Raw genomic sequence first — 15,488 nt, 5'->3', positions numbered from 1 at the left:
ATGAGTCAGTTGCCACCAAGCTTTATGATGCATTCCGGGCAGGAGCTGGCGGAAACCGTGGTGTTAAATGCGCTGGCGTTGTTTGCCGAGATGCATTTGCCGCAAACGCCTGAACTAGTTAATCAAATGCAGGATACGCGGCATTTGCAAGCCTTATTGCAACAACCGCAACGTAGCTGGCTGGAACTGGTCGATAGTCTGGAGCAGATTCTACCCAGCTTGCCGGGCACACTGGGACAAGTGCTGAGAGATTATCGGTTAAACGCTGCGGATTTTTTCTTGCTTAGTTTGTGCGGTGTAGTGGAAAGCCATCATCAAGCGGCTTTGTTGATTGGTTTATTGCAACAACCGCAGCAATTGCGGCCGGAGCTGCATTTAATTTGCTCCATTTGTAATGCGCTGTTTAATCGGCCATACACTCCACTGGATGTATTGCAGCATCCTTTGCTTAATGCCGGCTTTGTTAATCTGGACGGCGACGAACCCTTGCCGTTGCGTCGGCTTAAAATGGTGCCACAGCTATGGCAGTTGCTGAACGGTAAAACCATAGATTGGCCGGGTTGCCGGACTTTATCATTGCCTGAACAGCCGTTATTGGCTACTGAAGTTCAGCAACGTAGCGATCAATTACTTAGATTGATCGCCCAGGGCCGGGTGAAAGGCTTGGTATTACGTGGCGAACAACAAAATTGTTTATTGGTTGCCGGTAAACTGGCGCATGAACTGGGCTTACAGCCGGTGGTGATCGATGCCAGCGTCAGTCAGGACAAACAAATCGGCATCCTGGCCCGGTACGGACATTGGTTGCCGATACTTAAGCCGCTATTAGGGCCGGGCGAGCATCTGTTATTGCCTGATGCCTTAACTCTAGTGACTAGCGTGGTGGTATTGGGGCGTGATGGCAGCGTGGATGCGCCTGGCCTGGTGGAAATGACGGTAACGGGTTTGCCACTACTGCAAAGACAGGGTTTATGGCAAGCATTATTAACCGGCTTTAACAGCGCTGTTATCGCTGAATCGGCACAGTTGTCGGCACCCGCCATTATCAATATAGCCGAACACGCCCAGTTACAAGCCATACAAAACCAGGAATCCCTCAACCCACAACATCTATTGCATGCGCGTTTTTTACAGAGCGCCGATCAACTGCGTTTACTGGCCCAACCGGTCGAGCGGCAAGTGGATGCCGAGATGTTGATATTACCCGAGACCTTAAGTCGACAATTGCAACATCTGATTTTACGTTGTCAGCAGCGGGAAACCATGGCGCAAGGATTGGGCGCGACTTTGAGTGGCGGGGTTAATAATGGGGTGCGGGCTTTGTTTATCGGCGAAAGTGGTACCGGTAAAACCCTGGCCGCCAGCTATTTGGCTACCTGTTTTGCTGCCCCCTTATACCGGGTCGATCTGGCCGCGGTGATGAACAAATATATAGGCGAAACCGAAAAAAATATCAGCCTGATGTTGGATCATGCTGCCGATCACGATGTCGTGCTGTTGCTGGATGAAGCCGATACCTTATTTGGCAAACGTAGCGATGGCGGCGAAACCAGCGAACGCTTTGCTAACATGTTGACGAATTTTTTGCTGACCCGTATCGAACAGCATCCCGGTGTCATCATCCTGACCAGCAATAGCCAGTCGCGTATCGACAAAGCCTTTATGCGGCGACTGGATGCGGTATTGGAGTTTCCGTTACCGGATGCAGAACAGCGCTACAGATTATGGCAGAGCCATTTCGGTGCCCGTAGTCCGGCTGATGAGTTCGTCAAACTACTGGCGCAACATTGCGAATTGCCGGGTGGTTATATTCGTAATGCAGTATTGAATGCAGCCGTGTTTGTCGAAGCAAATCACCCACACAACTTAAGCAAAGCCTCGGTATTACAAGCCCTGGCTTGGGAATATCAAAAGTTGGGGCGACAATTACCGGCCCAACTGGACAGATTCAGGAGGCAATGATGGCTAACGCGCAAACCATGAAACGTAAACCGCAAGCCGTTGACAAAGCTGCCAAGCCTGGCACCGAAAAACCAGTTGCCAGGGCGGCAGACAACAAAGCGCCTGGCTATCTGCAAGCTAAAATGAAAGTCAGCCAACCTGGCGACGCACATGAACAGCAAGCCGATCAAGTCGCCGAACGGGTCAGTCGTGCTGCTAAACTCGACACGCCTGTAACAGGGGCAGATAAAGCTATACAACGCGCGACTTTGCAACCGGGTGAGGATTTGGGCGACCAGCAGCAAACTTTGTCACGCAAACCTGACCAAACCAAGCCTGAGTCTACTTTAAGTAAAAAACCGCAGAACAATCTGGCCAAAAAAGCCGATACGCAAAGCTTACAAGCCAAAGGCGATGTCCCGCAAATCGACCAGGCCACGGAAGAACGTATTAACAGCCTACGTGGCAACGGTGAGCCGCTGCCGGAAGCGGTAAAAAACGATATGCAGCAACAGTTGCAAGCGGATTTCTCAGCGGTGCGGATACACAATAGTGGAGAAGCGGCAGCCTTGGCAGCGGGTATCAATGCCAGAGCGTTTACTGTGGGTAACGATATTTTCTTTGCCACCGGCGAGTATGCGCCAGACAGTGCAGAAGGGCGAAAATTATTGGCGCATGAATTGACGCATGTGGTGCAACAAAGTGACGGGATTGCCGGCAAAATCATGCGGGCGAATGGATCGACTCCTTCGGCAGTAACGCCAAATCCGACTCCCGCTCCCTCGGCGCCAGCAAACCCTAATCTCTATGATGGCCCGGAAGGAACGTTCGAAAAAACCTCGACACCTTATCGATTAGGGCTGAAGGGGGTTCATTTGCCACGCGTGAAGCAAACATTTACACCCATTCCGGTCAGGGTCAGGCCTAGCGGTGAGCAGCGCAGTGGCAGGCAGGCGCAAACCTGGGATACTGCTGCCCGTGACGGCGCCGGGCTAAATGCATCTTTGGACAGTAAAATTACTCAGGCCTGGCAGTTTGGTGAGCCGGGATCACCGGTTTACTACTTTCGTATTGGTCGCGCGGCGGGCCGAGATCGGCAGAACTACCTGGTAGGTGATCGAACCAGTATCCGGAATAGGGTGCTTAGGCCATACTGGACCCCAGAGGGTCAAATTTCTACGTTCGATGTTGATCATAAACAGGAATATCAACTGAATGGTCCTGATTTGGAGATGAGTAACTTGTGGTTACTGGAATCATCGACCAACCGCAGCTCTGGTGCCTTGATCGATCAGGAGATAGAACGCCGAGTTAATTTATTGGTGAGTAAAACATCGGATGTGATGTGGACGGGCGCCAATCGTCCCGATTATGCAACTTTGCGCGCCAATCACAACATTGAAATCACCAATGCGGCTTTTGATAAACCAACTGCGGGTTCTGGGCGCAACTATACCTTGGAGCAGGTTAAGGATGAGGCGATACAGATGGGCCCAGTATTACCGATGAACCATCGGCAAGTACAACAGGCAGGATTAGAGCCGAATCCTTCGCGCTTTATCATTTTCAATAACTCGACCGGTGGTCGCTCTTTTACCGCCAATTTGCCGCCAACAGGCGAATCGGCGGCAATCCCCTTCACAGACCAAACCTTCATTCCCGGGTTTAGGCCCACAACAATGAGTTTGACGCCAGATCAGGCCGTGGTCGCACGCATACAAGGCAGTCTATTTTCAGCAAATCGAGGCTTATATGGGCACGGTATCAACGTGGAAGTGCAAGTCAGTCGCATGGAAGGCATACCACAAGCCGGTTTTGTGAATTTCTCTGCCTTACGCCAAAACGTGATTGATTTATTCGGTGCTGAAAACATTCAGTTACAAGGTATGAGTCCTCTACAGGTTCAAGACGTGGCGATGGACGATTTGGGTGGTGTTACTGTCACTGCGCGAGTCATGACCGATATTGAGTTGATACGGAATGCTGATCTTCGCGTGGTCATCACCGGTACCGATGTTAGCTTGCAAAAAACCTTCTCCGGTAGTGAATTGAGTTTGCCCGGACCGGTTCGGATTACCGGGTCGTCGTTGACAGTGGCTTTGAGTGTGGCGCGTGGTCTGGCGGTTGAAGGACAGGCAAACCTGGCCATAGATAGAGTTGGTAACGGCTTTATTGGTGCTGAGGCATCGACCGGTACGGGTCGAGGTGCCGAGTTTGCTGTGGCGGGTCGGTTTAATTTCGATCCGGAATTGTTTGACGCCCCCTCCTATGTCGCCATTGCTTATCGTAACAACATCTTTAGTGGCGAAGGGCAGCTGACGATTGGTCAGGGTCGCATTCGTGGGGTTAGATCCGGAAGCCTGGGGGTAAACTTTAACGGTGCCGATTTCACAATTACCGGTAGTGTTGCTCCGGAAATACCCGGCGTGGAACAGGCAACCGTGAGTGTACGACAGACTGAAGCCGAAGGCCTGATTTATGAGGGCGATCTCCAGCTTAGTGCAAATCCGGCAATACGTTCCGGCTCCATTCACGCCAGGTTGCAGAAACAAGATGAAGCTTGGCGAGTATCTGCAAGCGGACGGGCGCAACCGGCCATTCCCGGTATCGATTCCGAATTGACCGTAAGTTATGAGAATGGTGCATTCACCGCAGAATTCAGTGGTGGCTTTCAGCGTGGCATGCTGGCGGGCAACGCCACGGTAGGGGTGACCAATCGAGCGGTAGGAGAGGATGGTCGCGCCAGTGGTGAGCCGCTGCCGGATGGCGCACTAAATGTGTATGGTAACGGTTCGGCTACTTTGCAAATTGCGCCCTGGCTGCAAGGCACGGTCGGTATCACTTTTGCACCCAACGGTGAAGTCACCGTTGTGGGCGAAATCGGCCTGCCTAGTGCGGTGGAGTTGTTGCCACGTAAACAAGTGGAAAGAAATCTGTTTTCGGTCGGCACGTCCATTCCCATTGTGCCGGGTATCGTCGCCCGTATTGCCGGTGGTGCCGATGCAGTGGCTGGTTTTGGTCCGGGGCAGCTGGATCAGATGAATCTGCGGGTGGAATATAACCCCAGTCATGAAGAAAACACTCATATCTCGGGCGGCGCACATTTGAATGTGCCTGCCGATGCAGGGGTGCGCTTATTTGTGCGGGCCGGCATCGGTTTGGGTATTCCGGGTGCCAGTGCTACCGGTGGTTTGGAAATCGGCGGCCAGTTGGGTATAGCCGGTGCCGCAGAAGCAGCTGTCAATTTTGATTGGACACCAAGCACTGGTTTGGAAATCAATGCCGAAGGTTATATTCATGCGCAACCGCGCTTTGTATTCGATATTTCCGGCTACGTTGAAGTTGAAGCGCTGTGGATTACCGTCTACGAACAACGCTGGAATTTTGCTTCGTTTGAATACGGCTCGGATTTGACTTTTGGGGTGCGTTTTCCGATTCATTATCAAGAAGGGCAGCCATTTGATATATCCTTAAGCGATGTACAATTTGAAACGCCCAATATCGATACCGATGCCATATTAAGTGGTTTGATCGACAGGATAGCCTGATGGATGCAACATTGACGCAGCAGATTACCGAATTAAACGCCCAGGGTGCGCAATTGCATTTGCAGGGTAAGCTTGCTAAAGCAGCTGACTGTTATCGGCAAGCGCTGGTGCTTGATGACGATAATGCTACCAGTCATAACAATCTGGGCTTTTTGCTGGCCCAGCAGAAGCAATGGAAAGAGGCGCTAAAACACCTGCAAAAAGCCGTGAGTCTGGCCCCAAAAAATGCCAATTTTCTTAGCAATCTGGGGCAAGTGCTGGCTGGGATGGGCGATGTACAAGACGGATTGGATCTGTTGCATAAAGCCGCCAATCTGGACCCAGCCAATGCTCAGGTTTGGGATAACTTAGCGCGTTTGCGCTTGAATATGGGTGATGCCGCCGGCGCGGAAAATGCCTGGCGGCAGGCGCATCGCAATGCCCAATATGACGCCCGTATCATCACGTCCTTGGCAACTGCCATTGCCATGCAAAATCGTCATCCGGAAGCTATTACATTGTATCAACAGGCGCTGGACATCAATCCCGGTTATGCCGATGCCTGGGCTCAACTGGGCGTAAGTTTGTTTTTACGCCAGGATTACGGCTCGGCGCGCGAAGCGCTGCAACGGGCGTTAACCTTGGACGCTGCCAATTACACTGCGCTGCGTCATCTGGGCTATGTGTTGATGAGTTTAGGTGACAAGGCACAGGCAGTAGATAGCTTTAAAACTTTATTAAACTATTACCCGGATACCGATTCTGTGCGGCTGGATCTGGCTGTGATATTGCTATCGCAAAGCCAAAACGAGCCAGCCAAACAGCAGCTAGAATTTCTCTATCGCAATGATAGCCATAACGACCGGGTGATGTTTTATTACGGCTTAAGCCTTTACCAATCTGGCGATAAGCCGCAAGCATTCGAAATTTGGGCTCCACTGGGCGAGTCTGATTCGCCCTATAAGCAAAAAATTGCGGAATTTGCCCGGGATTAGGCTGCTGTCAAAAAGCTTTTCGGTTTGAAAGTTTGGCTTAACCGTTTGCATAAAATGTTTGTGATCAGTATCTGGCTGGACTTGACGGTCATTGGTTCGCTTTGCGCTGAATAGTTACAGCAGAAATAACATTTAATCGAAAACATCACCCCAGTCAGGTTCAGGTTCTGAGTCAGGTTTAGGTTCTGATTCAGCTACTGGCTTGATGTCTTGGCTAGTCGCAGGATTTTCTGAGTCTTGTATGGGGGCGGAGTTTGTCGGCGCTGCTTGCTGGGTATTTTCCAGTTCGGGGGTGATATTGAGATAACTATCCAACAATTCGCAGAGCTGGCTATAAAAATCGTCCAGGGGTTGCTGTTGTATTTGTTGATTGATGAACTGCTGTAAAAATAGTTTTTCAGCTGCAATCAAATGAATGCTCATGCTTTGAGCGTTGGCAGGATCAATCTGGCGTTTTTCTATAAGACGTCGCTTTAAGGTGTCTGATCGGGTATTTTGCTGATCGGTAATATCGGCTAAAAGCTGATCGAATTGTCTAAAGCTTTGACGCTTTTTATGCCAGGAGATAATTAAAAAGCCGGCTATCAAGCTTAGGAACAATGAGGTTGTAATTATGCTGATCAGCATGATGGTTGTCATGATAAGTTACCTTAGGGGTGTAACTGTTGTTTGATGCTGCGTTCGGCATCGTAAAAAATTTGCAGCATTTTTTTACTGCTATTTTCTAATTCCATCTCTGTCTGGTTGCCATTGAATACGCGAGTGTATTCAGTGGTAACCTCGTCTATGGTGCGTAATGCCGTATCCAATTGTTGTTTTAGTTGCTGGTTGGCACGTTGAAGGTCTTGTGTGTCTGTAGGGTTCGCAGTTGGGCGATGTGTGGAAAGAGTGTTGATCAATTGGTGATAGGGTTCTGATAACTGACTAATGCTTTGATCAATCTTTTTCAATAAACTCATTTCACGTTGCAAAAAAAGCTGTATCACATTTTGTAACAATGCCCGCTCAGAAGCATTAATGTTTTTTAAAGTGGCCTCTGCCTCCTGTGGGTCGAGTCCACAGCTATCAGCCAATAATCGTTCGAGTGGTTTGTTGTTAACCGTAATTTCTTTTTCCAACTCATCTATAAAGCTATGTATGGCGTTGAGTTCCTTGCTGCGCTTGCGCTTGGAGATAAATAACAAACTGATGACCAATACTATCAATAGTACTAATATCTCCAGCATAATGATGATGAGGGTTGAGTCTAGTGCCATCATGCCAATCTCTCCAATATTTGTTGTTGCTTTTTAGCGTGGGCTATTTTTAGTTTCTTATAGATAAAAAATCCCATCCCGCCTAATAGTAAATTCACAGTCAGCACAATCGCAATTGTAATGCCCCAGTTTGATTCTACTTCGGCTGGAACAACTTCCGTCTCGGGTTGCGCTTGAGTGGCATCGGCGACTTCCGGGGTCAAACTGGCTTGGGGTTCTACTGGAGAAACGGCTGGCGCAGGCGGAGCGAAAAAACTATCATCGATCGAGATAGGCGGCAATAAAGGCGCAACGCTGCTGCCATCTAGGGTTTTGGCCGTGATGTTAAAGTTAATTAGCATGGTTTCACCTGCAGCTAAGACTGGTAGTTTTAACTGCAATACGCCATCTTGTTCCTCAACAAGTTGAGATTCTGCGGCTAGATTGGGTTTATGGATTATCGCCGTGATGGCGACAGACGAGCTATCCAATTGACTGATATCCGGCTGGAATTTAAGGCTGATCTGCCGGTTTTCTGCGTCGATCAGTTTTTCCAGTGTGATAGGGGAGGTGACAACTTCGATATCTTGGTTGATTTCGCGTTGAAAGGTTTTACCGTCGGCAATGATAGTTAATTGGTGTTTGCCTTTGGGTAATTCGTTTAAGCTGCGGCTGAAAAATCCGGGTTCTGTTGCTATTGCCGGTATGTTAATCGGGTCTTGATGATCAATGGATAGGGTGAGATTTACCAAGCTTAGAAAGTCGGGGTGAGTGATGATTTTATCCTGTTCGGTAAAGTGCAGTTTTAGTGGTATAGATTGTTTTTCTGCAATGAAGTTATTCAGCTCATCGATTTGTAATTTTAGATCAGTGAGTATCATGACCTGATTGTCGGGGTCGGCGGATGCTTCAAGCTGCCATTCGCCCGGAATAGGTTGCTTTAGCGTGATCAAATCGTAACCGCTGCTTTCCAGCCAGAATAGAGTTTTAGAGTCGGTTTTTTTATTGAGTTTTTGCTGATCCGGTGCAATCAATTGAGTCGCTGGGGCGCCGGCTTTTTTGAATACCACTATCGAAAATTCTTTGATGCTGTTGTCGATAGAAAATTTATTATCATTCAGTGGCAGAGTGTCTTGAGGCGCGACTTTTTGTGCTGTTTTTAGAAACAAGCGTTGTAGTTGCTCAGCAGATTCTGCTGTTTCGTGCCAACCGCCGGTTTCAAACGCCAACTTCTCCAGCAGCTCTTTATCGGTTTGTTCGGAGAGGCCTATGGTTTGAACTTTGATGTTTTTCTGGCGCAGTGTGGGTAGCCATTCGCTGAGTATGCGTTCTCTGGAATCAGCGCTGACCATGATATCTTTTGATATATCCACCATGCCGTCGGTTAACAGAATCAGGTTTTTATTGCCATTTCCGCTAAATCCCTGTTTCAGTGTGGTTTGGATGGCATCCTCAATATGTGTGTATATGCCGCGTGAGTGGATAGATTGACTGGTTTTCGCGGCTTGTGTGCGCCATGTTTTATCAACGGCATCGCTATGGCTTAATAGCGTGGTTTTTTCGGCAAACAACCATATAGAGACCTTAGCGTTATCCGGTAATAGATTAATAATCAGTTGGGCCGCGTCTGCACGCAAATTTTGTGGGTCGTTTTGCTTCATGCTGCCTGAAACATCAATCAATATCTGGATTTCGTCCGTATCGGTTGGGCTTTGAGGTGTGCTATTAACTTTGCTGGCTATCAGTAGCAAGCTGATAAAGAAAACAATGATCGACGTCTTCATAAGTTCGCTGTAAAGTTTGGCTAAATGAATTCAACTATAGTCTAACCGCTTGCCAATACCACTGTTTATTAAGGTTTGTCGGTAAATTACACTTTATAATGCTTACGTTTTTTACACCTAGGAGAGTTTATGTCTATTAAGAGAATGGTCGATCTGGATCTGGCTGGCAAGCGCGTGCTGATTCGGCAGGATTTGAATGTACCGGTTAAAGATGGCAAAGTTACCAGCGATTTGCGTATTCAAGCCAGTGTGCCAACGGTTGAAGCCGCTTTGGCTGGTGGTGCTGCGGTTATTTTGATGTCGCACTTGGGTCGTCCTACGGAAGGTGAATATGATGAAGCCTCAAGTCTGAAGCCTGTCGCTGAGCGATTTTCAAAATTACTGGGTCAACCGGTTCGCCTGGTCAAAGATTGGCTGGAAGGTGTTGAAGTAAAACGTGGCGAAGTCGTGTTGTGCGAAAACGTCCGCTTCAATAAAGGTGAAAAGAAAAATAGCGCCGAACTGGGTCAAAAAATGGCGGCGTTGTGTGATATTTTTGTGATGGATGCATTTGGTACCGCGCATCGTGCAGAGGCATCGACTCATGCTGTCGCGCAACATGCGTCTATCGCTTGTGCCGGACCTTTGCTGGCAGCTGAGCTGGATGCGTTGGGTAAAGCACTGGAAACGCCCAACAAGCCATTGGTTGCCATTGTAGGCGGCTCAAAAGTTTCTACAAAATTGACCGTATTGGAGTCGTTGTCCAGTAAAGTTGATCAATTGATCGTCGGCGGTGGTATCGCGAATACTTTTATCGCTGCTGCTGGTTATCCGGTAGGTAAGTCTTTGTACGAAGCTGATTTGGTTGACGAGGCGAAACGATTAATGGTCGATGCCAAGCGTCGTGGGGCTGACATTCCTGTGCCAGTGGATGTGGTCTGTGCCAAAGAGTTTTCAGACACTGCAGTTGCTACTGTCAAAAATGTTGCCGATGTAGAGGCCGATGATCTGATCTTGGATATCGGACCTGAAACGTCTAAGCAGTATGCGGAAATTTTAGCAAAAGCCGGCACCATCGTTTGGAATGGCCCTGTGGGTGTGTTTGAAATCGATCAGTTTGGCGCAGGCACCAAAAGCATATCGATGGCCATTGCCGAAAGCCCAGCGTTCTCGATTGCTGGCGGCGGCGATACTTTGGCGGCAATTGATAAGTATGGCATTGCTGATAAAGTATCCTATACATCAACCGGAGGCGGTGCATTCCTTGAGTTCTTGGAAGGTAAAGAGTTGCCGGCTGTTGTTGTTTTACAGTCGCGTAGTGCTAGTTAATTTATTAAGTATTAATCCTGGTAGGCCGTTTTTGCAGAGGGATTTTCAGTTATTTGGAAATAGTAGTTGCTATAAAAACTAAATACCGTATAATAACCAAATCAATCGCGGGGTGGAGCAGCTTGGTAGCTCGTCGGGCTCATAACCCGAAGGTCGTAGGTTCAAATCCTGCCCCCGCTACCAGATAAATCAAGGACTTGTAATTTTTTACGAGTCCTTTTTTTTCGACTTTTGGTTTTGTGTGATCGCAGTGTGACCGGATTCTATCAATCCGAATCAACACTCGGTTTTCTTGAGACTATTAAACTTGCTGGTGTAGCTCAATTGGTAGAGCACCTGATTTGTAATCAGGCGGTTGCGGGTTCGAGTCCCATCACCAGCTCCATATTTAAGAAATGGCTTAGGTTTAACGACCTAGGCCTTTTTTTTGCCTGTTGGTTTCATTTAACCGCTATGTAAGGAATGCGCGCGAATTAACTCTATCATTTAATTCCCGCACCCTAGCCCTCTCCCAGTGGGAGAGGGGACAAGGCCTTGAAGTTATTTCGTGAGCGTTCTAACTGATTTTTAGCAATGCTAATCGACAATAAGTACGGGTTGTTACTCAAACTTGCACTGACCCAGCGGTAGCTAGTTATTTGGCTTTGCCATTCCCCCATTTGTTTTGCAATTTTTCGTAGTCTTCCGAAGTAGTCACCAGCACGACCTCATCGCCTTGTTTAAGTGTGCTGTCGTGATCTATGGGCAGGTATTGATTATCCCGATAGCAATAGATCACTCGGGACTGTTTCGGCAGCGCTAAATCATCGATCGGGACGGCGTCGGCTTCATCGGCTATAAAACTAAACAATCTGACCGGGCCTCGAATCATTGCTGATAACTCGTGAATATGCCGACCGGCGGCGATATTGGCCAGATAGCGGGCGTTGGTAAGCGTAGGAACTATGGTTTCATTCAGCCCCAATTCCACGCAAATATGCTCGAACTCCGGGTCTTCGATGCGGGTTATGACGCGCTTAAAACCCAGCGAACGGGCGACCAGGCTGGCAATGATATTGGCTTCGTCACTCTTGGTCAGACAAAACAGCACCGCGATGGAGTTTGGATCGGTTTCCTGCAAAATAGCCGGTTTGCAGCCATTACCGTGAATGAATACGCAATCGACTTTCCCGATCAAGTTATCGATAACGTCTTTATTGTTTTCAATGATGATAACCTCATAATCGGCATCGATCAGATGGCTTGCAGTCGCTACTGCCAGAGAAGACGCGCCTATGAATACCACTTTCATGAATTATTTCCAATTTTGAACCAGGTACGCGGATATAAAAATACCAGAAAAGCCAAAAACTCCACCCGGCCTAACAACATATCCACCATTAATACAATCTTCAGCAGCGGTTCCAGTTCCACTCGGCTAATGCCGGCCGACAAACCGGTCGTGGAACAGGCGGAAACCACCTCGAACAACGCATCCAGCGGGGGGTAGCCCATCACCAGAAAGGGCAGCCAGGAGCACAACACCGTGGCGATAAATATCAAAATCAATAGCAGGACTCGCTCGATTTCATCGGCTTCCAGCTTGTCGCCAGCCAATCTTTTTGCCAGTACGGCATGGGTTGGCAACGCCGTGCGCTCAATAAAAAATTGTAACAGGCGCAACACAATCAAAAACCGCAGAATTTTGATGCCGCCGGCGGTAGAACCCATGGAGCCGCCGATCAGCATGGAAAAAATCAGGCTCAACTTGGAGGCATCGTTTAGAGCCGATACATCGACGCAGGCAAATCCTGTGGTGGTTTGCGCCGATAAGCCCATGATCACCGCGTAATCCAGGCGGGCCATGGTATCGCCAGCGTTGGCATCGGCACATAAAAACAGTAAGCCGATGACCGCTAATATTATCACCGGCAAAGCCAGAGTTTCCGGATTGGAAACCAGTTCTTTGATGCCATTTCGGCCGAAGCGGTAATAAAAAGGTAAGGATACTGCACCTAAAAATCCCGACATCGCCACCAGGCCTTGCACCCAGCGGGAGTCGATAGCTGCCAGGCTGGTATCGCTAATCGAAAAGCCGCCTGTCGATATGCCGCTTAAGGCATAGGTCACGGCACTAAACGCAGATAAGCCGGCCAACCACAAAACACCGATTATAAAAATAGTTAGGGCGGAATAAAGCAGCAGTAGTTTTAGCGAATGGCTACGCGCATTGCCCAAAATATCCCTGGTTTCGCTGCTATCGCTGATAATCAAACGTTGGACTGACAGGCTTCTATCCAGCAACAGCAATGCAATGGAAAAAATAACTACCCCCAGGCCGCCATACCATTGCATCCAGGCCCGGCTAAACAAAAGACTTGTTGAATAGTCCTGCAAATGCGTCATAGTGCTCAGACCGGTGGTTGTTACCCCCGAAATCGCTTCGAACAGTGCGTCGATACCATTCAAGCCCGCGGTGGCAAGTGGAACGGCTTCCAGCAGCGCAGCCAGCACAAACGATAGCGCGGTGATCACCATCACTTCATTATTTCTGATCTCTGCCGGTACCGAAAGGTGGGCCAAAGGCCAACAGATGGTCAGTAACACCAGCATATTGAATAGCTGTGCTTGCATGAACGACCAATCCGCACTTTGCCAGGCGACCAAAATAGGCGGAATTCTCAACACAATCATCACCAATCCGATCTGAGCCAGATAACGCGCCAAAACTCGAAAGCGAACCGGCTGAGCCAAAGCTCTGGAAACATCGGAAAAACTCATACGGGTGGCGATCCTGAAATGAAGCGGGTGCTTAATTTAGCATTAATTGATGTCGAGTTTTCTGTAGAAATACCGGTTAAGAGATTTATGACTTTTTTGCTGATCAGGACGATATCAAACATCGACCCGTCCCGGTATCGACTGTCAGTCAAATTAAATGCGGGCAGAAACACGGACTTGAAATTTTAGAATCAGCTCGGTGAGTGATGGGGTTTATTTAAAACCGGTTTTTTGGGTGTTGGGGGTTTTAAGTCATGACTAATTATCGACAAAAAACCGCTAGGTCAGTTTGCTGTAGTAGCCGTTATGTATTTTTTGAAGTAAAAAGTGGGGTACCAACATTAAGTGCTCTAACCTCTGCAGGCGTTGGCATGCGTTGCATCTTGAACTTTTATCTTATAGATAAATTCCCGCTATCCAAGTTAGCTGGATGTGGAAGGCGCTCAGTTATCCATGACTTCTGGGTTTCGGCAATCCCTGTCGGAACGACGATGTTTTGCATGGGAATTCCAATGCGGGAAGCTATTCCAAACAAACCCTAAGTTACAAATTCCGTAGTCAATGAACTACAATCAGACGATAAGTTCTTCCGTCATTTATGCATTTCAAAAATGCAGGTTTCGCAGAGCTTAAATTCCGTCTGATTTTAACCAATGCCGCTTAATGCAGTTTGATCAACCCCTTTTGGTATTTTTTATATGACCCTTCCATTCTTTAAAAATAAACGCGCTGAAGCTTTGCAATTGGAATTAGTGACCGCTCAACAACGCAATCAGCAGCTTGAGAGTGAGCATGAGGCTCTTTTGCAGCAATTAAAACAAAGCAATCAGGCCAAAGTATTAGCGGAAACTCATTTAAAACTTAATTTAGACATCATTGGTTTTTTGCAAAATTTCGGCCAATCTTTGCTGAATACTCAAAACAGTTTTCAAACATTGGCGAATCAATTAAGAAAAGAAAAAAATAACGCTGTAGAAGCCCAGGGCATTTCCCTTACCAGCAGTCAAGCAATCGAGCACATTGCAGAAAATTTGGCCAACTTGGCAGGTTCATCCAGTTATGCAGCCGAACAAGCGGGTACCCTGGATCAAAGCTCAAGAGAAATCATTGGGGTGGTGCAAATGATTCGAGGCATTGCCGATCAAACTAACTTACTGGCTTTAAACGCCTCGATCGAAGCTGCTAGAGCTGGTGAGCAGGGACGAGGTTTTGCTGTGGTAGCTGACGAAGTCAGGACGCTGGCTAAACGCACAGCTGAAGCTACTGATAAAATCTCAAATCTAGCTGAATCGATACAAGTCGGCAGTGGTGCCACACGCGATCAAATGTCTACATTGGCCGAACAATCCCGCAAGTTTAGCGAGGAAGGCCGTAAGGCCACTTTCACTATGAGGCAAATGGTGGATTTTTCTCACACTATGGAACAAGTTGTAGCTGCCTCATCGCTTAGAAGTTTCTGCGAACTGGCAAAAGTTGATCATCTGATGTATAAATTTGAAGTATATAAAGTTTTGTTTCAACTATCGCAAAAATCAGTTGAAGACTTTGCTCAACATACTGAATGCCGGTTAGGGAAATGGTATTACGGTGGCGAAGGCAAAAACTGTTTTTCTCAGCTGCCGGGTTATCGTGATATTGAACAACCCCATGTCACGATTCATGAGTCCGCTATCGGCGCACTTAAAGCTTATGAAAAAAATGATACTGTAGCTATGCTAAAACAAATCGGCAGCATGGAAGAAGCCAGTTTGTTGGTGCTAGCGAATCTGGAAAAAATGGTGCGAAGCGCAGAAGAAAATCCTAGCATTTTGTGCCAATCGCATTAAATAGTTTGTGGCGAATTCGTAGCATAAGTGCGTTAGCCATTTATCACTGACAGGGGTAAGCAAGGTTTATTCACCCACCCCTGTAGTGCTGAATGATTTCGCATGAGTACGA

General features: G+C 47.9%; 10 protein-coding genes, 2 tRNA genes and 1 pseudogene. 8 read left to right on the top strand and 5 right to left on the bottom strand.

Annotated features, from left to right (window positions below; translation table 11 throughout):
• The 3 genes from A1359_RS07935 to A1359_RS07925 are packed head-to-tail and all read left to right on the top strand — an operon-like array spanning position 1 to position 6,463.
• Positions 1–1,962, top strand: coding sequence for an ATP-binding protein (locus A1359_RS07935; protein WP_066980626.1), 1,962 nt, complete (start codon positions 1–3; stop codon positions 1,960–1,962).
• Positions 1,962–5,489, top strand: coding sequence for an eCIS core domain-containing protein (locus tag A1359_RS23130; RefSeq protein ID WP_066980623.1), 3,528 nt, complete (start codon positions 1,962–1,964; stop codon positions 5,487–5,489). The genes A1359_RS07935 and A1359_RS23130 overlap by 1 nt, the downstream gene beginning before the upstream one ends.
• On the top strand, positions 5,489–6,463 hold the full coding sequence (locus tag A1359_RS07925; protein WP_066980620.1) for a tetratricopeptide repeat protein: 975 nt from the start codon (positions 5,489–5,491) through the stop codon (positions 6,461–6,463). The genes A1359_RS23130 and A1359_RS07925 overlap by 1 nt, the downstream gene beginning before the upstream one ends.
• Before the next feature lie 132 nt (positions 6,464–6,595).
• Here A1359_RS07925 and A1359_RS07920 read toward each other — a convergent pair whose 3' ends face one another.
• From A1359_RS07920 to A1359_RS07910, 3 genes are read right to left on the bottom strand one after another with little or no spacing between them, the layout of a single operon-like run.
• Positions 6,596–7,102, bottom strand: coding sequence for a hypothetical protein (locus tag A1359_RS07920; protein WP_066980618.1), 507 nt, complete (start codon positions 7,100–7,102; stop codon positions 6,596–6,598).
• A gap of 11 nt (positions 7,103–7,113) precedes the next feature.
• Positions 7,114–7,722: a hypothetical protein gene (locus A1359_RS07915; protein WP_066980615.1), complete on the bottom strand. Its 609-nt coding sequence runs from the start codon at positions 7,720–7,722 to the stop codon at positions 7,114–7,116.
• A complete protein-coding gene (locus A1359_RS07910; RefSeq protein ID WP_066980612.1) occupies positions 7,719–9,482 on the bottom strand; it encodes a VWA domain-containing protein in 1,764 nt (587 codons plus the stop codon). The genes A1359_RS07915 and A1359_RS07910 overlap by 4 nt, the downstream gene beginning before the upstream one ends.
• A 129-nt stretch (positions 9,483–9,611) precedes the next feature.
• On the opposite strand from A1359_RS07910, the gene A1359_RS07905 reads away from it, so the two are divergent.
• From A1359_RS07905 to A1359_RS07895, 3 genes are all read left to right on the top strand, one after another.
• Positions 9,612–10,790 carry a phosphoglycerate kinase gene (locus A1359_RS07905; protein WP_066980608.1) on the top strand — a complete coding sequence of 393 codons (1,179 nt, stop codon included), beginning with the start codon at positions 9,612–9,614 and terminating at the stop codon, positions 10,788–10,790.
• Positions 10,791–10,896: 106 nt separating this feature from the next.
• Positions 10,897–10,973, top strand: a tRNA-Met gene (locus A1359_RS07900).
• Between the two features lie 126 nt (positions 10,974–11,099).
• A tRNA-Thr gene (locus A1359_RS07895) sits at positions 11,100–11,175 on the top strand.
• 249 nt (positions 11,176–11,424) lie between these two features.
• On the opposite strand, the gene A1359_RS07890 is transcribed toward A1359_RS07895, so the two are convergent.
• Positions 11,425–12,081 (bottom strand): potassium channel family protein, encoded by a 657-nt coding sequence (locus A1359_RS07890; RefSeq protein WP_066980606.1) that lies wholly within the window; start codon positions 12,079–12,081, stop codon positions 11,425–11,427.
• A complete protein-coding gene (locus A1359_RS07885) occupies positions 12,078–13,550 on the bottom strand; it encodes a TrkH family potassium uptake protein (RefSeq protein ID WP_083960555.1) in 1,473 nt (490 codons plus the stop codon). The genes A1359_RS07890 and A1359_RS07885 overlap by 4 nt, the downstream gene beginning before the upstream one ends.
• 1,124 nt (positions 13,551–14,674) lie before the next feature.
• On the opposite strand from A1359_RS07885, the pseudogene A1359_RS23625 reads away from it, so the two are divergent.
• A pseudogene (locus A1359_RS23625) lies at positions 14,675–14,923 on the top strand (methyl-accepting chemotaxis protein); the annotation flags it as partial.
• A 15-nt stretch (positions 14,924–14,938) separates the two neighbouring features.
• The gene (locus A1359_RS23120) at positions 14,939–15,376 is read left to right on the top strand and encodes a CZB domain-containing protein (RefSeq protein WP_408606536.1); all 438 of its coding nucleotides are present in this window, start codon (positions 14,939–14,941) and stop codon (positions 15,374–15,376) included.
• The last annotated feature ends 112 nt before the right edge of the window (positions 15,377–15,488 follow it).

Source organism: Methylomonas lenta (assembly GCF_001644015.1).
Lineage (GTDB): Bacteria > Pseudomonadota > Gammaproteobacteria > Methylococcales > Methylomonadaceae > Methylomonas > Methylomonas lenta.
Note: the sequence above shows the minus strand (reverse complement) of the source record. Positions and strands in the feature narration are given on the sequence as shown.